Here is an 18,437-nt window from a genome sequence, read left to right as displayed (position 1 = left end):
GAGGAATGAGGAATGAGGAATGAGGAATGAGGAATGAGGAATGAGGAATGAGGAATGAGGAAAATCGAAATTCTGACAATCATCTCCAAGAAAAAAGTGGAATTTATTCCACTAAATAAAAAGATCGCCGATAGGCGACCTATTAAATTCATAGTAGCAGACTTCAGTCTGCGAGCATGATAGCAAAAAAGCTGTGAGGCAACCCATTAAATTCAGAGTAACAGAACACAGTCTGCGAGCATGAAATAAAAAATAATGAAATTGATAACGATAAGACTCTTTTGTGTGTTTTTCACGATCCTAGGTATAAGTGAATATACAAGTGCACAACTACTCCAGAATAAAAAACAATTCACAAAGCAAGACTCACTGCGTGGATCCATCACACCAGAGCGCGCGTGGTGGAATCTAGAACGTTATGATTTATTTGTTGCCGTGGATATCGATAACAAATTTATTCAAGGAACGAACACGATTACATACTCGGTTTTAGAATCCCAGCAACGCATGCAAATAGATCTTCAAGAACCTATGAAGATTACTAGAGTAACTGATGGAAATGGTGCTTTAGATTTTGAACGCGATGGTAATGTGTATTACATCACTTTAAGTGAAACACCACAAAAAGGCACTCAAGATTCCATCACTATTGAATTTGAAGGAAATCCCAAGCCAGCAAAACGTGCTCCATGGGATGGTGGTTTTTCATGGAAAAAAGATGCTCAAGGAAGACCATTTATAGCGACTTCTAACCAAGGCCTAGGCGCTAGTGTATGGTGGCCATGTAAAGATCATATGTATGATGAACCAGAAGACGGAATGACTATCGCTGTAAATGTACCTGATGATTTAATGAATGTTTCTAATGGAAGGTTAATTGGTACTGAAAAGTTAGAAGACGCAACAACAACTTACACATGGGAAGTAATGAATCCTATTAACAATTACGGCGTCAACATCAACATAGGCCATTATGCTCATTTTTCTGAAGTTTATGATGGAGAAAAAGGTCCATTAGATATGGATTATTACGTACTAGATTACAATCTTGAAAAGGCCAAAAATCATTTTAAAGACGCGCCTAAAATGATGAAGGCTTTTGAACACTGGTTTGGTCCATATCCATTTTATGAAGATAGTTTTAAACTGGTTGAAGCACCTTACTTAGGTATGGAACATCAAAGCAGTGTCACCTACGGAAATCGTTATGTTAATGGATATTTAGGTAGTGATTTATCGGGTACTGGTTGGGGAATGAAATTTGATTTTATCATCATTCATGAAGCTGGCCACGAGTGGTTTGCAAATAGTATCACTAATAAAGATATTGCAGATATGTGGATCCATGAGAGTTTTACCGCTTATAGCGAAAGCTTATTTCTAGACTATCATTATGGCACTACAGCAGCAAATGAGTATGTGATAGGCACTCGTCGTAGCATCCTGAATGACAGACCGCTAATAGGACACTATGATGTAAATCATGAAGGTAGTGGCGATATGTATTATAAAGGTGCAAATATGATTCACACCTTAAGGCAAGTCGTGAATGATGATGAAAAATGGCGTGATATTTTAAGGGATATGAATAAAACCTTTTATCATAAAACGGTTACTACACAGGAGATTGAAAGTTTTCTATCTAAAGCAATAGGTGTAGACCTGACTGGATTTTTTAATCAATACCTACGTGATGTCCGTATTCCTGAATTAGTTTTAGGTCAAAAGAGAAGGAGTCTTACCTACTACTGGAAAAACACAGTTGCTGATTTTAATTTACCTATACGTATTACCGTCGATGGAAAAAGAGTTTTATTACAACCATCTCATAAAAAACAATCCATAAGATTACCATCTAAAAAATCTATAATCACAACTGACATGAATTATTATGTAGGTTATACGATTAAATAAGCTCGTTTAAACACGCTTCTAAATTCTCATACTCAAAACTGAATCCAATATCTAATAATCGTTGTGGATAGACGTTCCTACTTTTCAACAGTAATTCGGTTTCAGTTCCTATAATCATAGCGCCTAGCTCTAACAGCCATACGGGTTGTGGAATCCCAAAAACTGTATTCATAACCACTAACTGTTTCCTATAATTGATCGCAAATCGATTTTTTATCAAGCATATTTTCTTTGTACGAGTCTAAATCAAAATCTGTTAATTTTTAATTTTACTTTCGCGAAAGCGGAATTAAAAAGCCTGCCTATCTTTACCCAATGAACCATTCCCAACTCATCACATCTACCATCAAATTTGTCAAGGAAACACTCTCAAATGCCGAAGGTGGACACGACTGGTTTCACATAGAACGAGTATGGAAAAATGCACAACTGATCGCTTCCAGCGAGCAAAACGCAGATCTACTGATCATAGAACTAGGTGCACTACTCCACGACATTGCAGACTCTAAATTCCACAATGGTGATGAATCCATAGGTCCTAAAGTGGCTCGTGAATTTCTGGAAGATCAACAGGTGGATGAAAACACGATTCATGAAGTCACTCAAATTATCAAACACATTTCTTTTAAAGGTGGACATCAAGAAGCTACCTATACCAGCAAAGAATTAGCTATCGTACAAGATGCAGATCGACTAGACGCCATAGGAGCCATAGGAATCGCACGCACGTTTAATTATGGTGGTTTTAAAGGCAATAAATTATACGATCCAGACATCGCACCAAAACTCAACATGAGTAAATGCGAATATAAAAAAGGCGACAACCCTACGGTGAATCACTTTTATGAAAAGTTACTGTTGCTTAAAAATTTAATGAAGACTCAAACAGGAAAACGACTGGCACAACAGCGTCATCAATACATGGAGCAATTCCTCGAGCAATTTTATGCAGAATGGAATGGAGAAGTTTAATCCTAAGCTTTACATTTTACTGTATTCTTATGATTGGTATCACACCACTGTAAATAATACTGATAAATCTCCTCAATACTAGCACCATTTCTTTTCTTCCAGTAAATCTTTAAGTAAAACCACTGCAACTTATAAACTCCTACTTCTTCATAACGCCTTGCACTGGTTGTAAGCCATTTAGGGATTACATAAAAGGTTTTAATATCGTACAACCTATGAATTAAATCATAATCTTCATAGATAGGAATGCTGGTATTATAGCCACCTATTTCTTCATACAACTTTTTAGTAATATATTGTGACTGATCACCACCACGACTGGCACGCCAGCTAAACCTGGTAAACCATCCTATGATGATCAACCACCAGTTCCAACTTTTAAATCGCATCCTGAAACATCCAGCTGGATTTCCGTTTTTCACGGCATCGATGATGTGTTGATCGTAGTTTTTTGGTGGGAACGAATCTGCGTGTAAGAAATAAAGGATCTCGCCTTTGGCAATTTGTGATCCTGCGTGCATTTGTGATCCGCGACCTTTTGTGGCGGTTATCAACTGTATGGCTGTTTTTGAGTACGCTTTCGCGAAAGCGTAAACCTCATCACGGGTACCATCCACACTAGCACCATCTACTACAATAAACTCTAGTTGATCTGGATTACTCGCTTTATGAACCAAATGAGTTAATAGATCGTAAATAGTACGTTCTTCATTCAGTACAGGAATAATAATGCTGATCATAGGTTATATACGAGAAATAGGTGGCTGCGGTTTTGGAACTTATTGCTTATTCAATGACCAGTTGTAATCTAGGTAATCAATAGTAGCATCTGTAGCTATTGTATTGCTGGCATACTGATTCATATATTCCACTAGTGATTTTCCAGTCGCTGTGAAGTCACTTTTATACCAGTCAAATATCTTACTGAGTTTAGGATTACTTGAATCGCTTAAATCATTCTTATCAGAATTTACAAACTCACGTGCGCCTTTATCTAGCAATTGTTCCAGATTTTGGGCGGTGAATGCCGTGTTTTGAAGTTTTGGACAGCTGTAGCTAGCACAATTAATGGCAAAATGCACTCGTGGTTCGCCCATTTTAAGTAGCACGCCTTTCTCCACATTATTTAAACTGTATTTTTTATTACCTATGGTAAAAAACTTCTTTAACCATACCTGACCAAAAGGTCCAGAAATATCCTTAATACTAGCTGGTATATCATTATCTATGATCAAATATACCGTTGCCGCATTATATAGATTGATATAATAAGCGAGTTTTTCATTTCTAGAAAAGGAATGATCTGGAGCATTACTAGATAAATAACCCAAATATCCTTTTAATTTTTTTTTATCTTTTTTTAAATCATAATAATCGACATTGCCTTTCTCGTCTACGTATTTTTTTAACAACTGATCCCATAGATTATGATCTAATGTGGTAGTAATTATATCACCAGCTCGTGTAGTATACTTAGTATAAAAATGCTGTTTCTGTCCCATGGCAGTGAATAAAAAACTCATCGTTAAAAACATAATCACTGTAAATCGCATCTTCTAATTTTTAAATTCTACTTCAAAAGTAACGCCAAGCGACAGCACATCATCATACCATAATTCCTGATCCCTCATCGATTATTCCCAGTGGTCTACAATTGCTCAATCAAACTGGTAAATAATTGCACCATTTTAGGTTCTGCTTCACCAGCGATGGCAATAATTTCTTCAATATTAACAGGCTCTAGATGTTCTGGATCACATTCATCTGTTAGGACAGAAACGGCACATACTGGTAAATTCAAATGATTTGCCACAATAATTTCTGGTACCGTACTCATTCCTACAGCATCTGCCCCTAGAATTTTAAGCATGCGATATTCTGCTCTGGTTTCTAGTTGTGGTCCTACGACGCTGGCATAAACACCTGTATGAACCGTATAATTATGAGCAGCGGCTATAGCTACTAATTGTTCATTCATTGCTTTATCATAAGGCGCACTCATATCTGTAAATCGTTCACCAAATTCGCCTACGTTTTTAAACGCCAGCGGACTGCCACCTTGCAAATTGATATGATCATCTATGATCATCATATCACCTTTTTTCATGTCCAGATTAATCGCTCCAGCAGCATTAGAAACTAGTAAATTTTTAATTCCTAGTCCATGCATCACACGTATAGGATAGGTAATATCTAGAAAATCATAACCTTCATATAAATGAAAACGACCTTGCATCACCACTACTTTTTTGCCACCTAAATCACCATAGATCAATTTACCGCTATGGAACTCTACCGTTGCCAGTGGAAACGATGGTATGCTATTATAATGAGCTACTATCTGGTTCTCAATATGATCTACTAATTTTCCTAAACCAGTTCCCAGAACGATTCCTACTTCTGGTTTCTCAAATCCATGATTCACTAAGTAATCTATAGAATCCTGTAATTGTTTTTTACTTAACATTTATATCTTTTAAATAGGGTTGAAATGCATGCACATCCTTGATATCTTCATAATAATCTACATCATTACGAGGCGCAAGTGTTGCATAATTCAACGTTTCTAAATCTTTAATTGTGTTCTCTAATACAGTATCTGTTCCCCAAATTTTATTTTGAAACACTTCTTGTGGTACGTGATTTTTAAACCCTAGTAAATAATAACCACCATCTGTTGCTGGTCCTATCACCGCATCGTGATGATCTAGTAGTTCAAATGCTTTTTCTAAATCTTGCTGTTCTAAATCATGTAAATCACTTCCTATGATGATGACTTTAGAGTGTTGTTGCATCGCTTTCGCGAAAGCGTAATTCATACGTTCTCCTAGATCATCACCTGCCTGAACCTGTTTATCATAAATTGCGTTATCCCAGTCGTCGTCCAGATGCAACCGTTCACTGTACCAAACTTGTTTTACAGCCTTAAGATCTCGTGTGATTTCACGCGTATGAGCCAGCAAAAACTTATAAATATCAAAAGCGACCTGATCTCCTACCGTGGCAGCAAGACGTCGTTTTCCTTTTCCTAATTCTGGATTGCGTGTAAAGATGATTAAACAGTTACTCATAGAATTCAAAGATGTGGAATTTATATGATAAGAGTGTTATGGTAGGATTAAAATTGTTATCGGTAGTTGTCTATTGAGAGTATATCAGTTGTCGGTAAATCAGCTATCAGTACATCTGTTGTCAGTACATTAGTTATGGGCGCTGCACTGAGCTTATTGAAGTGTGAATGGTAATTGGTAAAATCAAAATTCCTATGATAACCGAAAATAAAAAAGCGGAATTAATCCTGTTAAATAGAAAGAACGCCGCAGGCGACAAAATAAATTCATATAACCGAAAATAAGAACTAGTAACTTGAGAAACCGACAACTGAAAAACTGAAAACCGCCTACTTCTTCACTCGTTTTTCATTCTGTTTTACAAAGGCTGCCCAGCCAGTATAGCTTTTCCCTACTTCTATCCTACCACTATTATAAAAGTGGCAAACTGCAGCAGCGAGACCATCTGTCATATCCAGATTTTTAGGCATTTCTTTAAAGCCTAGTAAGCTTTGTAGCATTTTAGCAACTTGTTCTTTACTAGCCGTTCCTTTACCTGTAATGGATTGCTTGATTTTACGTGGCGCATATTCTGTTACAGGAATATCCCGTGATAATCCTGCTGCCATCGCAACGCCTTGTGCGCGACCTAGCTTGAGCATGGATTGTACATTCTTACCAAAAAACGGTGCTTCCAGAGCAATTTCATCGGGATTAAAAGTATCAATAAGCTCAATAGTGCGTTCAAAAATCTTGCGTAGTTTTACGTAATGATCAGTGTATTTACGCAGGTCCAACTCGTTCATTTGCAGGAAACTCATTTTATTCCCAACTACTTTTATAACCCCAAATCCCATCAAGGCGGTTCCTGGATCTATACCGAGAATAATTTTTTCTGTTACCAATTGTTGTATTTTTCGGGCTATGAACAGCACGTGGAACAAAGCTAAGCATTTCCTCGCACCATCTGTTAAGATTTTGGTGCTTGTTGCTTGTATTTTATACCTCTATTTTCAGTGGAAAGAACGACCGCTGCGATTAGAAAGCGTGCTTGAATCTCTAAAAAACCTTCCTTTTCACACCATAACTCTCATACTGTTATTGAGTCTAGCGAGCTGGCTGGTGGAAAGTAAAAAGTGGCAATTGTTAGTACGTGATGTTGAAGATATACGCTTTCGCGAAAGCGTAACACAAAGCCTCACTGCTCAAGCGGCAAGTTTTATTACTCCGCTACGTGCTGGTGAGTTTGTTTTCAAATCATTGTTTTTCAAAAAAGAGCAACATAAAGAAATTTTGAGTCGGGTTCTTATAGGTAATTTATGCCAGATGACTGTGACTGTAATTCTAGGGTTTATAGGATTAAGCATATTGCTCAAAAATGATATCGATGGAGTTCTTTTCTTTGGATTTGTAATGTTTCTATTAGGTTGCTTGGGTATTTTAGGTTTGTTATGGATTCAGAAAAAATGGAACATCAGCCAGCTTGCTCATGGTGTATTATGGAAAACTCTAGGTTTATCGCTGGTACGATATATTCTTTTTGCTGGTAACTGGTTGTTGCTGCTGAGCTATTTGAAAAGTGATCTTGCTCTACACTTTTGGCTCGATAAAATTGCGGTCAACTATTTGGCTGTGTCGGCCGTTCCTATGTTTCAAATTGCAGATATTCCTGTGAAATGGACGGCAGCAAGTTATATTTTTAATGGTAGTACTTATCAAGCGGAGTTTATTATAATGGCAACCACTATTATTTGGATTACTAACACACTTTTTCCCACGTTGCTAGGCTGTGTATTATTGCCTTTTAAAAAGCTCAAAACCTAATGATGTTTTTAATCCTAGTCATATCATTAGGCTATTTATTTATCGTTCTAGGATTAGTACTAGAAGGATGGACCTATAAGGCACGACCACATCGAGCCAGTGTTGCTAGTAGTGATAGAGATAATAGCTTCAGTATTATAATTAATTACCGGGATGAGTCAGAGCATTTAAGAGGATTACTTCATACCATTACTCAATTAAAATACGATTTTAAAAAGGTGGAATTCCTATTCATCAACGATGGTTCTCGTGATGATAGTTTGGAAATTTTGAAAGATTTTACCAGTAAACATCATCACATTACCATACAGCTCTTGAATCGCAAACCCGTTTCCTCAAGCCCTAAGAAAGATGGTATCACCCAAGCGGTAGCACTCGCAAAACACGAACACATCATTTGCACAGATGCTGATGTAACGCTCCCTGAAAAATGGCTACAAGCCTTTAATGAACATTATAAACTCTTACCTGATCAGCATTTTGTAGCAGGACCAGTAGCCTTATATGCTCGCAATAACTTGATCGCCCAACTGCAACATAGCGAGATGGTTGCTTTACAAATGACCACCATGGGCAGTTTTTCTATAAGACAACCGTTTATGTGTAATGGAGCTAATATGTCTTTTACTAAAACTGCTTTTAACGAAGTTCATGGATACCATGGAAACGATCATATTTCTAGTGGTGATGATATATTCCTATTAGAAAAACTCACTGCCGAAGATGTTTTAAAATGTTCCTATCTCAAAACTGAAGATGCTATTATAAAAACGCACGCAAAGCATAATTGGCATGATATGATCTCGCAACGGGTGCGCTGGGCTCAAAAAGGAAGCGCTACAAAAAGTGGTTTGAACAAGTTAGTTAGTTTTCAAGTATTGTTTATGAGTTTGCTTTTTATTTTAACTCCTGCCTTATGGTCCTTTCATATACTTACCAGTGTTCAATGGATCGCCCTTGCTTCTATTAAAATAGTAGTAGATACCATAGTCATTTTTTTAGGAAATCGTTTTTTCTTAAACAAACAATGGCCTGAATTTCTATTACCTCAATTAATGATCTATCCGTTTTTAGTAGTGATCATAGCTTTTAAAAGTTTGGGAACAACTACTTGGAAGAATCGGCAGGTGGAGCTGTAGCTGGTTTAATGATTACGGGTAACAGGTATGCAGAGTTTACGGGAACACCTTGTTTAAGAGCTGGCTTAATTTGATCCATATCTTGCAATTCATTTTTTAATAAAGAATCTACCATGATATCTTTATCACTAAAAGTATGACCGCTCAATCCATCATATTTAATAAAACCGTTTTTATCTACTCTAATAATGGCGGTAAGACTGTCTGTTTTTGTAACTTCAAACTGGAGATGATGATTATTTAACCGCAGCTCCACTTGTTCATATAGTTTTTTATAAAAACAGATCTCTACATTTTCTAATTCATCACAGCCCTCAAATAAAGGCAACTGATCAGGAGCAGTGAAATCGATGGATTGCAGCCTGAGTTGCGCTCTTGATTGTGCTTCTTGCTCCTGTTGTTCTTGAGTAAGACAAGAAGTTGCCGTAGCACATAGCATGATTACCAGTAAGATAGTGAATCGCATCATGGCTGTAAAAATACCATTTTTCTAATCGTCGCCGTTCATGAAAACAGCTTGCTTTAAATCTGACAGGCGTTCTGAGGCGAGTGCCCCATAATCACTGTTTTCTCCGTGGAGTTCTATATACTTTTCATAATAAGGGATTATGGTATTTTTATCTTTAAAATAACGATCTGCTGCTACGGCTACTTGATAATTAATTAAAGGGTCATCGCTACGTTCTTTTTGAGCAGCTTTAAGTGCATAAAAAGCGTTTTTAATATCACCATTGCGAGCATGAACAGCTGCTAGTTGCATAAACTCTTTATTTAGCAATGGTCTTCTTAAAGCAATAGCGGTTTCTATAGCATCTATGGCTTCAGGATATTTTTCTAATTTCATATAAGCTACTGAAAGGTTATAATAAACAGTTGGTTTTTTATCATCATAATCCTTCATGTAAATTTGATACTGTTCTATGGCCTTTTCAAATTGCTGATCGCTGTAATAAGAAAAGGCAAGCCCATTGCGATTGTACTCTGTTTCATTTCCTAGTGCCAATAAATGTTCAAAAACAGGAATAGCTAGCATGTATAACTTAGTGTTTACATAAGCTTGTGCTAAGTAACTATTCATCTTCAGATCATCAGGATCCATGGCTATTCCAGTTTTTGCAAGTCTTACAGCTTGTGCAAAATCACGTTTTTTAATCAAGTTTTTAATTAAGTCCAGTCTGGCAGCACGGTACTCTTCATTAAGTTCAAGTGCTCGTGCATAAGCAGTTATAGCCAACTCAGTCTGGTTCAAACCACTCCAAGCCTCTCCTAGATAATAATAAAAAGTGGCGTTACCACCTTGTTGTTTTATCAAGCTCTGGAAAACAGGTACTGCCTTATCATGTTGCTGACTATATATGAAGAGCTTACCATATTCATAAAGTGGTTTTATACTCGTGCTGTCTAACTGAAAGCCTTTTTCATAAAACTGAATCGCTTTAAAGGTGTTTCCTAGCTGGTTATAAGCTTGGGCGAGTTTAAAATCTTTTTGAGCACTTGCAGGTGCAGACTCATAAGCCGCTATGGCAGCTTTCCAGTTACCTGTAGTAGTAAAAGTATCTCCTTGATCCAGTTGAGCAACAACAGCCCAAGAATATATAAAAGTGACAAGAAAAGTTAATTTCAAATGCATTTTTTAAAGTTAGGCAAGGTTATTGACGTATCAAAAGAAATATCAATTAATTATGAAAAAACTAGCTTTACTTTTAACACTCGCCGTAGTATTCATTTCTTGTGAAGGCCCACAAGGTCCTCGCGGATTTGACGGACGAAACGGAGATGACTTTGTTGCTCAGTCCTACGAAATTACCGGAAGTTTTTCGGCACTTAATAACTATGAAATTAGCGGGTTTCATCCAGTAGATATCACTGTGTTTGAATCTGATATGATTTTAGTTTATATAAGTTGGGAGACAGTTACAGCTGGTGATGGACTACCTACTGACGTATGGAGATTAGTACCACAAACCATTTATAGTGATTTTGGTGAATTCTCATATAATTATGATTCAACCTTTGAAGATATACGTATTTTCTTGGACGGACCATCGACAACCGACTTCAATTTACTTGCTCCTGCAGACACTGATAACCAAATTTTTAGAGTAGTTATTCTGCCAGCAGATCTTGCTAACGATCCTACACTAGATATTACAGATTATAATAGTGTGATGCACCTAGGAGGAATTACAGAAACAGACATTTTAAAAGTAGAATAATACCTGTTTTAAATACTATCAAAATGCGATCTTTAATTAAGGTCGCATTTTTATTTTAAATAAGTTTCTATCCATTGCGCTACTCCATGTTGTTTATGATGCGCTGTTTGATAATTTGCTACCGCTTTCACCTCGTCGCGTGCGTTTTCTACTGCAACGCCATGACCTACTCCAGCAATCATTTCTACGTCATTATAATTATCTCCAAAAGCAGCAACATATTGCATTTCAACCTGCTCAAAAGCGTTTTTAATCAAAATTTCTAGAGCTGTTTTTTTTGAAATATCTTTTGGCGAGATCTCTGTGTAAGTATCTTTAGAACGGTATAAGTGCAGTTGAGCTGGTAGTTGACTCGCTTTCGCGAAAGCGGAATCCATAGCATCTCGATCACCCATCAACATTATTTTATGAGCACCACCTTGCTGCTGTGTGGCTTTAAAATAAGATAGTGTAGTTTCTAAATCCTGCACTTGAGGTGTGACACGCGTATTATTCACCTCACGATTTGCCCAGTGATCCATTTGAGGTACAAACCACTCATCACCTCTGTAAATACTACAATGCAAGTCATGATCTTGTGCGATTTGCGCAAGTTCTTGCATATCATAAAACGGAATAGAAGTACTGAAAATCTCTTCCTGTTGATTTAAAACCAGTGCTCCATTATAACATATAATGGGCATTTCTCTTCTCTCTAACGCATCTTGCAAGTAATACATAGCTTGTGGCATGCGAGCAGAAATTAAAATCACTGGAATGTCTCGTACTTTTTTAAAAGCTTGAATAGTCTGTGTAGATAGGAATCTATGCTCATCGAGCAGCGTACCGTCTATATCTGTGGCGAGAAGTTGAATCATGTATGTATTTGAAAAACAAAGGTAAAAGGTTCTATTTTAAAGTAAGTCTAAAAAAAAATGAAATATTTTCAAAAACTACTTGCGTTTATTAAAATGAAAACTATATTTGCAACCGCTAAAGCAGAAATGTGCTAGCGAAGTTCTTTAGAACACGGTCTGGTAGTTCAGTTGGTTAGAATATCTGCCTGTCACGCAGAGGGTCGCGAGTTCGAGTCTCGTCCAGACCGCTTTTTTTCGTTTGACAACGAAATAAACACTTCAAGTTGTGTGTCCTCTAAAACAATTGAGGATTTGAGAAGGTGTCACAAGACACTTTTTGAGAAGCTTTTCCGAACAGGAGAGGCTTTTTTGTTTTACAGGGATTTAAAAGATATTTATGTATTTTGTTTATATGATGTTCTCTGAATCACTAGATGTATATTATAAAGGAAGTACTTCAAATATTCAAGAAAGATTCCTGAACCACTTAAATGGGAAATCAAAATACACATCTAAAACTAATGATTGGGAGCTAGTCTTCATAAGAGAATTTAGCACTAAAAGTGAAGCCTTAAAAAACGAAAAAATGTTGAAACGACAGCATCGCAAGTATCTAACTTGGGCTATCCTACAAGATTATAATATCATCAAGAGTTTTACTTTTTGAGTCTCGGCTCAGCCGAGATTCCGAACAGGAGAGGCTTTTTTGTTTTATGGAGGTTTGTGTTATAAAAATTACTGGTTTAACATTCTTGATTCCTTATTGATATAGAATATTGATCTATACCAAAAACACATACAAGTAACTATCCATAGAATTCTTTAAAAATAAACCTTAGTTTTACTTCTCATATTAGTACAAAATTTGAAAACCAACCGACTTTTCTTTATCGACGCTGTACGTGCATTTGCGATCTTAATGATGCTACAAGGTCATTTTATTGACACCTTACTCGCACCAGAATATAGAAATCCTGAAAGCACTGTTTTTCAAATATGGACATACTTCAGAGGAATCACTGCTCCGACCTTCTTTACTATTTCTGGAATCATTTTTACCTATTTATTAATGAAGTCTAAGAAAAAAGGACTAGCTCCCAAACGTATAAGAAAAGGATTGATGCGAGGATTGTTACTCATAGCCATAGGTTATGGACTTAGAGCTCCCATTTTTGAATGGCTCACAGGATCTTTTAGAACCTATTTTTTAGTAATAGATGTTTTACAAATTATAGGTTTATCCATTATAATCACCGTAGGTATTTACTATTTAACTTTTAAAAAGTCCCTTGTTTTCTCGATGGTCATGCTGGTTCTAGGGATCACTATTTTTAGTTTAGAACCTTGGTATAGAGAACTAGACACCAGTAGGATTCCCTTAGTTTTTGCAAATTACTTATCAAAATCAAACGGTTCTATTTTTACAATTCTACCGTGGCTAGGCTACATGGCCATAGGTGCTTTTATTGCATCTTTATTCTATAGATATGTAGGTAAAGAAAAATTTAAACCTATTCTAGTATCTGGATTGATCATAGTGGGAAGTTTACTTATTTATAACTCATCACACCTTTTTATGTGGTTATATAAATGGAGTGATATTACCTTGTTTAAAGATGTTGCCTATTACAATTACCTTTTCACGCGACTAGGAAATGTGCTCATATTGTTAGGATTATTCTATGCTTTAGAACGCTTTATGAAAAACCAAATGATCTTCAAAATAGGCCAAAAAACCCTTTCTATTTATGTGGTGCATTTTATTATCATCTACGGCAGCCTTACTGGATTAGGACTTTCTCAGCTCATAGGTAAAACATTAAATCCCTATCAAGCAGCAACAGGAGCATTACTGTTTATGATTATAGTTTGCCTCATATCGCTCTATGGCATTAGAACAAATACATTTATCTATAAAAAGTTAAGAGGATATTTAAAAAAAGATCTAAACTAAAAAAAGCTCTTCATTGCTGAAGAGCCTTTTTTCTGTGCGGATGACAGGAATCGAACCTGCACGCCGTGAAGCACTAGATCCTAAGTCTAGCATGTCTACCAGTTCCATCACATCCGCATACTGGTAATTTCCCTATTCGGGAGCGCAAATATACATACTTTTCACATATTACAAATTCTTTCAGAAATAAAAATTTCTCCTTTCTTATCTTTACCTCAAATACTATTTCAATGAACACTAAAACTTATGTCGATCAGCACAAAGATCGATTCATAAATGAACTCATAGACTTACTTAAAATCCCATCCATAAGTGCCGATGCTGCTTATAAAGATGACGTGATTAAAACAAGTAAAGTCATCAAGGAATCTTTAGAAAATGCGGGCTGCGACCATGTAGAAATATGTGAAACACCTGGCTACCCGATCGTCTATGGAGAAAAAATAATTGATAAAAACCTTCCTACTGTATTAGTTTATGGTCATTATGACGTACAACCGCCAGATCCTATCAATCTGTGGGACAGCCCGCCGTTTGAGCCAGTGATTAAGAAAACAGATTTGCATCCCGATGGAGCCATTTTTGCCCGTGGTGCCTGTGACGATAAAGGTCAAATGTATATGCACGTGAAAGCACTTGAATACATGACCGTAAATAATGAATTACCGTGTAACGTTAAGTTCATGATTGAAGGTGAGGAAGAAGTAGGTAGTGAATCACTAGGCTGGTTCTTAGAACGCAACCGTGAAAAACTCGCAAATGATGTAATCTTAATTTCAGACACTGGAATGATTGCTAAGGATGTTCCTAGTATCACTACGGGATTGCGTGGTTTAAGCTATGTAGAAGTAGAAGTTACAGGACCTAATCGCGATTTACACTCTGGACTTTATGGTGGTGCCGTGGCAAACCCTATCAATATTTTATGCGATATGATCGCTCAATTACATGATGAGAACAACCACATTACTATCCCAGGTTTCTATGATAAAGTAGAAGAATTAAGTAAAGAAGAACGTGCCGAAATGGCCAAAGCACCTTTCTCTCAAGAGGCTTATAATAAAGCACTAGATATAGCGCAAGAACATGGCGAGAAAGGATATTCTACTAATGAGCGCAACAGCATAAGACCTACACTGGACGTAAATGGAATATGGGGTGGATACACCGGTGAAGGTGCCAAAACTGTGATCGCTAGTAAAGCTTATGCAAAAATCTCTATGCGATTAGTGCCAGATCAGAACTGGCAAGAAATCACAGAATTGTTTCAAAAACACTTTGAAAACATAGCGCCAGCAAGTGTAAAAGTAAAAGTGAATCCTCATCATGGTGGTACCGCTTATGTGACTCCTATAGACTCAGTAGGCTATCAGGCAGCAAGCGCCGCTTATGAAGACACCTTTGGAAAAACACCTATTCCACAGCGCAGTGGTGGTTCCATTCCCATAGTTGCCCTGTTTGAAAAAGAGTTGAATTCTAAGTCTATTCTCATGGGCTTTGGTCTGGATAGTGATGCGATTCACTCACCTAACGAGCATTTTGGAGTATGGAATTACTTAAAAGGAATCGAGACTATACCTCATTTTTACAAACATTTTACGGCTATGAGTAAGTAAGTTTGTGAATCTTTGAGCTGTGAGTATGTGAGCTATTAGTTTTTAAGTTTTAGTTTAAAATCACACATTCTCTTTTTCAACCCAAAATCTAAATTACCTTTTTGATTTTAAAAACTATCCCATTCTATTAATTAGAGTGGGATTTTTATTGGGGCGATTCATAAGTAAAACCTCTTTGCTATCGCTAGACGCTTTTACTTATGACCGTGCTATCCGCTATATCTTTTATTCCACAAGCTACATAAAAGGATGCCGCTACTATCACTATCGCGGTTCTATACCTAAATATAGGTGATCTATTAAATTTTCGCGAAAGCAGAAAATCAAACCTTGTTATCTAACAATTAATAAAATAGTAGCCGATTCCGTTATGCAGCGCATCTGCAATTTAAACGGCTTTAAGAGCAGTCATTTGATTTTGATTTTACTTATTATCGCTCTACACTTGTAGAATTAAAATATTATTCTACATTTGTAGAGTACATTCTAATATTGTAGAGCATGAAACTGTCTAAAACCGAAGAAGAACTCATGAGTCACTTATGGAAGCTTGAAAAAGCTTTTATGAAAGACTTACTAGAGGAATATCCAGAACCTAAACCTGCGACTACGACCATAGCCACGCTGTTAAAGCGCATGACCTATAAAGGTTTTGTAGGATTTAAAATTTTAGGCCGTAGTAGAGAATATTTCCCACTAGTAAAAAAGAGTGACTATTTCTCTAAACACGTGAATGGACTCATTAAAAACTTTTTTAATGATAGTGCTAGCCAGTTTGCTTCATTTTTTACTAAAGAAACGCAGCTTTCTCAAGAAGAATTAAAACAATTGCGAGATATTATCGATGGTCAAATTAAAAAGAAGTAATCATGGAACATTTTCTTTTAAATTCCACCGCTTGTTTATTTGTATTGTGGTTAACCTATAAATTATTACTGGAAAATACTTCTTGGCATCGTTTTAAAAGGTATTATTTACTAAGTGCGATAGTCATTTCTAGTATGATTCCATTAATAGTAGTAGAGACTACTATCATACCTATAGAAAATACTCCTATTCCAGAACTTACAGCCATGCCCGTAAGTTTAGAAATCAACAACCAGCCCGAGGAATTTGCTATCAATTGGGAAATGGTCTCACTACTCATTTACGTGATAGGTATTCTAATAATGCTATGGAGATTTATAAAAAACCTCATCACTTTCCGTATTCAAAATGGTGATAAAATAGATTCTTATGGTAATTACCAGCTCATATTAAGAAACCTATTTACTGTACCTCACTCTTTTTTAAGACGCATTTTTGTGGCGCAATCAGAGTATGAAAAGGATGAAATTCCGCTTGCCGTTCTTGAGCACGAGAAAGCACATCTGGACCAGAAACACTCTATAGACATATTAATAATGGAGTTATTGCTAGTGGTGTTTTGGTTCAATCCTTTGCTATATATCCTGAGATACTCCATGAAACTCAACCATGAATTTCTTGCTGACCAAGCCGTTATTCAACAAGGCAATCCCGTAAATGATTATCAAAAAACCTTACTTCATTACACGCAGCAAAGCCATAGTGCGGCACTTGCAAACAGCTTTAATTTTCCTATCATTAAAAAAAGATTTAGTATCATGAAAACACGTACATCGCACACCAGTTTACTTATAAGAAGTCTAGTGCTTATTCCAGTTCTTGTATTACTTGTAATGAGTTGTGGGAAGGAAGAGACAAAATTTGAAGAAATAAAAAACACAAAACAACTTGATCCTATAAAAAAAGAATTTGGAGAAAAAACAATCATGATTTCAAACTTTTCAAAACAAGAATATCTAACAGTTGGAAATAGAGTTTTTACTTATGAGCTAATCAATGGAAAAGCTACAATTTTTGATGAAAAAGGAAAGGAATTTGATTACAAAAAAGAAGGATATAAATTACTCATCATGGAACTCACAGATGTAGGAGAAACTCCTGAACTGATAGATGAATACAATCGGCTTGCTAAAAAGCATAAAGAATACATGGATCAAAATGATTTAATTGTTTTTAAAGATGAAACAGCTCGAATGCAAATAATTTTTAATTCTATGAGCGATGAACAACGTGCACAAAATGAACCATGGCCATATCTCAATAGAGGACATAATTTAAAAGCCGGAGAAATACCACCACCGCCACCACCAGTCTCTGAACCTGATTCGATAACCCAAAAAGAACTAGAAGAATACAACTGGCTGCTGGAACGTCATAAAGAGTTTTTAAAAAATGAAAAAAGGATCGTCATTTTTAAAGAAGATACTAAGAGAATGATTGCACTATATAGTTCTATGAGTACAGAGCAGCTCTCTAAAGTAGAACCGTGGAGCTATCTATATAAAACAGATTCTGAAAAAATAGCAGAAATACTGCCACCGCCGCCGCCAGCTCCAGTTGACTTTAATGAACTCATCTATGGTGTTAAAAAAGGAACAATAAAAGTTTTTATAGGAGATGTAGAACAAACTAGTGGCCAAATTCAAAAAATTAAAAATCATCTGGATAGTAAAGAAAATATCAATGTATCTTTTTCTAGCTATAGTGAGGAAATTATCGGAAATGTAAAACATATCTATTTTGGTAATATGGTATTTTCAGATTTAGAGCAAAATACAGATTTTGAAAACTGGCGAGTAAAAAACAATCGCACTTCATCATTTCCTACACCGCTAGATCATATAGATTTTTATGGTGATGACATGAATTACTATATAAATAATGAAAAAGTATCAGCTTCTAAGGCTAAAACATTTATCCAAAAGAACGGGAACAAAGGCGTTCAAATCATGCTTGTAAATGGAGTAAATTCTTTGAAGATGTATTCTGAAAAAAATGAACAAGTATATAATGCCAAAGATAAAAAGTGAAAGGATGGGAATTGAAAAA

Annotated in this window: 19 protein-coding genes and 2 tRNA genes; 11 read left to right on the top strand and 10 right to left on the bottom strand. The window is 36.2% G+C overall.

The annotated features are described in order from the left end of the window. Positions 1 to 255: 255 nt before the first annotated feature. Positions 256 to 1,914, top strand: coding sequence for a M1 family metallopeptidase (locus ACTF48_RS05935; protein ID WP_438962229.1), 1,659 nt, complete (start codon positions 256 to 258; stop codon positions 1,912 to 1,914). On the opposite strand, the gene ACTF48_RS05930 is transcribed toward ACTF48_RS05935, so the two are convergent. Next, entirely contained in the window at positions 1,907 to 2,086 is a 180-nt protein-coding gene (locus ACTF48_RS05930; protein WP_438962228.1) for a DUF1731 domain-containing protein, read from the bottom strand. The genes ACTF48_RS05935 and ACTF48_RS05930 overlap by 8 nt on opposite strands. A 143-nt stretch (positions 2,087 to 2,229) precedes the next feature. On the opposite strand from ACTF48_RS05930, the gene ACTF48_RS05925 reads away from it, so the two are divergent. After that, positions 2,230 to 2,886, top strand: coding sequence for an HD domain-containing protein (locus tag ACTF48_RS05925; protein WP_438962227.1), 657 nt, complete (start codon positions 2,230 to 2,232; stop codon positions 2,884 to 2,886). Between the two features lie 2 nt (positions 2,887 to 2,888). On the opposite strand, the gene ACTF48_RS05920 is transcribed toward ACTF48_RS05925, so the two are convergent. From ACTF48_RS05920 to ruvC, 5 genes are all read right to left on the bottom strand, one after another. Beyond that, positions 2,889 to 3,626 (bottom strand): TIGR04283 family arsenosugar biosynthesis glycosyltransferase, encoded by a 738-nt coding sequence (locus tag ACTF48_RS05920; protein ID WP_438962226.1) that lies wholly within the window; start codon positions 3,624 to 3,626, stop codon positions 2,889 to 2,891. Positions 3,627 to 3,665: 39 nt separating this feature from the next. Then, positions 3,666 to 4,439, bottom strand: a complete 774-nt coding sequence (locus tag ACTF48_RS05915; protein WP_438962225.1) for a DUF547 domain-containing protein — start codon at positions 4,437 to 4,439, stop codon at positions 3,666 to 3,668. 95 nt (positions 4,440 to 4,534) lie between these two features. Continuing rightward, on the bottom strand, positions 4,535 to 5,353 hold the full coding sequence (locus tag ACTF48_RS05910; protein WP_438962224.1) for a purine-nucleoside phosphorylase: 819 nt from the start codon (positions 5,351 to 5,353) through the stop codon (positions 4,535 to 4,537). Continuing rightward, the gene (locus ACTF48_RS05905) at positions 5,343 to 5,957 is read right to left on the bottom strand and encodes a TIGR04282 family arsenosugar biosynthesis glycosyltransferase (protein WP_438962223.1); all 615 of its coding nucleotides are present in this window, start codon (positions 5,955 to 5,957) and stop codon (positions 5,343 to 5,345) included. Before ACTF48_RS05905 ends, ACTF48_RS05910 begins: the two co-directional genes overlap by 11 nt. Before the next feature lie 329 nt (positions 5,958 to 6,286). Then, complete coding sequence (ruvC, locus tag ACTF48_RS05900) at positions 6,287 to 6,841, bottom strand: crossover junction endodeoxyribonuclease RuvC (protein WP_438962222.1); 555 nt, start codon at positions 6,839 to 6,841, stop codon at positions 6,287 to 6,289. A 19-nt stretch (positions 6,842 to 6,860) separates the two neighbouring features. Here ruvC and ACTF48_RS05895 point away from each other — a divergent pair, with 19 nt between their 5' ends. After that, on the top strand, positions 6,861 to 7,760 hold the full coding sequence (locus ACTF48_RS05895) for a lysylphosphatidylglycerol synthase domain-containing protein (protein WP_438962221.1): 900 nt from the start codon (positions 6,861 to 6,863) through the stop codon (positions 7,758 to 7,760). Further along, complete coding sequence (locus tag ACTF48_RS05890; RefSeq protein ID WP_438962220.1) at positions 7,760 to 8,899, top strand: glycosyltransferase family 2 protein; 1,140 nt, start codon at positions 7,760 to 7,762, stop codon at positions 8,897 to 8,899. The genes ACTF48_RS05895 and ACTF48_RS05890 overlap by 1 nt, the downstream gene beginning before the upstream one ends. Here the strand turns inward: ACTF48_RS05890 and ACTF48_RS05885 are convergent. Both ACTF48_RS05885 and ACTF48_RS05880 read right to left on the bottom strand, forming a co-directional pair. After that, the gene (locus tag ACTF48_RS05885) at positions 8,868 to 9,368 is read right to left on the bottom strand and encodes a hypothetical protein (protein ID WP_438962219.1); all 501 of its coding nucleotides are present in this window, start codon (positions 9,366 to 9,368) and stop codon (positions 8,868 to 8,870) included. The two genes, ACTF48_RS05890 and ACTF48_RS05885, sit on opposite strands and share 32 nt — an antisense overlap. Before the next feature lie 21 nt (positions 9,369 to 9,389). Further along, positions 9,390 to 10,529, bottom strand: a complete 1,140-nt coding sequence (locus tag ACTF48_RS05880) for a tetratricopeptide repeat protein (RefSeq protein ID WP_438962218.1) — start codon at positions 10,527 to 10,529, stop codon at positions 9,390 to 9,392. 52 nt (positions 10,530 to 10,581) lie between these two features. Between ACTF48_RS05880 and ACTF48_RS05875 the strand changes: the two genes are divergently transcribed. After that, positions 10,582 to 11,115 carry a dihydrolipoamide dehydrogenase gene (locus ACTF48_RS05875; protein ID WP_438962217.1) on the top strand — a complete coding sequence of 178 codons (534 nt, stop codon included), beginning with the start codon at positions 10,582 to 10,584 and terminating at the stop codon, positions 11,113 to 11,115. A 50-nt stretch (positions 11,116 to 11,165) separates the two neighbouring features. On the opposite strand, the gene ACTF48_RS05870 is transcribed toward ACTF48_RS05875, so the two are convergent. Beyond that, positions 11,166 to 11,972, bottom strand: coding sequence for a Cof-type HAD-IIB family hydrolase (locus ACTF48_RS05870; protein WP_438962216.1), 807 nt, complete (start codon positions 11,970 to 11,972; stop codon positions 11,166 to 11,168). Positions 11,973 to 12,125: 153 nt separating this feature from the next. Between ACTF48_RS05870 and ACTF48_RS05865 the strand changes: the two genes are divergently transcribed. The 3 genes from ACTF48_RS05865 (at position 12,126) to ACTF48_RS05855 (ending at position 13,905) form a co-directional block, all read left to right on the top strand. Next, positions 12,126 to 12,199, top strand: a tRNA-Asp gene (locus tag ACTF48_RS05865). 149 nt (positions 12,200 to 12,348) lie between these two features. Then, complete coding sequence (locus ACTF48_RS05860) at positions 12,349 to 12,618, top strand: GIY-YIG nuclease family protein (protein WP_438962215.1); 270 nt, start codon at positions 12,349 to 12,351, stop codon at positions 12,616 to 12,618. A 198-nt stretch (positions 12,619 to 12,816) separates the two neighbouring features. Next, positions 12,817 to 13,905: a heparan-alpha-glucosaminide N-acetyltransferase domain-containing protein gene (locus ACTF48_RS05855; RefSeq protein ID WP_438962214.1), complete on the top strand. Its 1,089-nt coding sequence runs from the start codon at positions 12,817 to 12,819 to the stop codon at positions 13,903 to 13,905. Positions 13,906 to 13,940: 35 nt separating this feature from the next. Here ACTF48_RS05855 and ACTF48_RS05850 read toward each other — a convergent pair. Beyond that, positions 13,941 to 14,022, bottom strand: a tRNA-Leu gene (locus ACTF48_RS05850). A gap of 113 nt (positions 14,023 to 14,135) precedes the next feature. On the opposite strand from ACTF48_RS05850, the gene ACTF48_RS05845 reads away from it, so the two are divergent. The 3 genes from ACTF48_RS05845 to ACTF48_RS05835 all read left to right on the top strand — a co-directional run bounded on the left by ACTF48_RS05845 (position 14,136) and on the right by ACTF48_RS05835 (position 18,418). Continuing rightward, on the top strand, positions 14,136 to 15,521 hold the full coding sequence (locus ACTF48_RS05845) for a dipeptidase (RefSeq protein ID WP_438962213.1): 1,386 nt from the start codon (positions 14,136 to 14,138) through the stop codon (positions 15,519 to 15,521). 501 nt (positions 15,522 to 16,022) lie between these two features. Then, entirely contained in the window at positions 16,023 to 16,388 is a 366-nt protein-coding gene (locus ACTF48_RS05840; RefSeq protein WP_438962212.1) for a BlaI/MecI/CopY family transcriptional regulator, read from the top strand. 2 nt (positions 16,389 to 16,390) lie between these two features. Then, positions 16,391 to 18,418: a M56 family metallopeptidase gene (locus tag ACTF48_RS05835; RefSeq protein ID WP_438962211.1), complete on the top strand. Its 2,028-nt coding sequence runs from the start codon at positions 16,391 to 16,393 to the stop codon at positions 18,416 to 18,418. The last annotated feature ends 19 nt before the right edge of the window (positions 18,419 to 18,437 follow it).

This window comes from Nonlabens sp., from assembly GCF_965660805.1.
In the GTDB taxonomy this organism is placed as follows: domain Bacteria; phylum Bacteroidota; class Bacteroidia; order Flavobacteriales; family Flavobacteriaceae; genus Nonlabens.
The sequence above is the reverse complement of the archived record's forward strand: the minus strand, read 5'-3'. Positions and strand labels throughout refer to the sequence as shown.

What these genes read in the sequence shown, in the direction of transcription:
- ACTF48_RS05870 (WP_438962216.1), bottom strand. Translation starts at nt 11,972, where the DNA reads ATGATTCAACTTCTCGCCACAGATATAGACGGTACGCTGCTCGATGAG.
- ACTF48_RS05895 (WP_438962221.1), top strand. Translation starts at nt 6,861, where the DNA reads ATGAACAGCACGTGGAACAAAGCTAAGCATTTCCTCGCACCATCTGTT.
- ACTF48_RS05880 (WP_438962218.1), bottom strand. Translation starts at nt 10,529, where the DNA reads ATGCATTTGAAATTAACTTTTCTTGTCACTTTTATATATTCTTGGGCT.
- ACTF48_RS05925 (WP_438962227.1), top strand. Translation starts at nt 2,230, where the DNA reads ATGAACCATTCCCAACTCATCACATCTACCATCAAATTTGTCAAGGAA.
- ACTF48_RS05835 (WP_438962211.1), top strand. Translation starts at nt 16,391, where the DNA reads ATGGAACATTTTCTTTTAAATTCCACCGCTTGTTTATTTGTATTGTGG.
- ACTF48_RS05905 (WP_438962223.1), bottom strand. Translation starts at nt 5,957, where the DNA reads ATGAGTAACTGTTTAATCATCTTTACACGCAATCCAGAATTAGGAAAA.
- ACTF48_RS05915 (WP_438962225.1), bottom strand. Translation starts at nt 4,439, where the DNA reads ATGCGATTTACAGTGATTATGTTTTTAACGATGAGTTTTTTATTCACT.
- ACTF48_RS05920 (WP_438962226.1), bottom strand. Translation starts at nt 3,626, where the DNA reads ATGATCAGCATTATTATTCCTGTACTGAATGAAGAACGTACTATTTAC.
- ACTF48_RS05840 (WP_438962212.1), top strand. Translation starts at nt 16,023, where the DNA reads ATGAAACTGTCTAAAACCGAAGAAGAACTCATGAGTCACTTATGGAAG.
- ACTF48_RS05875 (WP_438962217.1), top strand. Translation starts at nt 10,582, where the DNA reads ATGAAAAAACTAGCTTTACTTTTAACACTCGCCGTAGTATTCATTTCT.
- ACTF48_RS05890 (WP_438962220.1), top strand. Translation starts at nt 7,760, where the DNA reads ATGATGTTTTTAATCCTAGTCATATCATTAGGCTATTTATTTATCGTT.
- ACTF48_RS05845 (WP_438962213.1), top strand. Translation starts at nt 14,136, where the DNA reads ATGAACACTAAAACTTATGTCGATCAGCACAAAGATCGATTCATAAAT.
- ACTF48_RS05860 (WP_438962215.1), top strand. Translation starts at nt 12,349, where the DNA reads ATGTATTTTGTTTATATGATGTTCTCTGAATCACTAGATGTATATTAT.
- ACTF48_RS05930 (WP_438962228.1), bottom strand. Translation starts at nt 2,086, where the DNA reads ATGAATACAGTTTTTGGGATTCCACAACCCGTATGGCTGTTAGAGCTA.
- ACTF48_RS05885 (WP_438962219.1), bottom strand. Translation starts at nt 9,368, where the DNA reads ATGATGCGATTCACTATCTTACTGGTAATCATGCTATGTGCTACGGCA.
- ACTF48_RS05910 (WP_438962224.1), bottom strand. Translation starts at nt 5,353, where the DNA reads ATGTTAAGTAAAAAACAATTACAGGATTCTATAGATTACTTAGTGAAT.
- ACTF48_RS05935 (WP_438962229.1), top strand. Translation starts at nt 256, where the DNA reads ATGAAATTGATAACGATAAGACTCTTTTGTGTGTTTTTCACGATCCTA.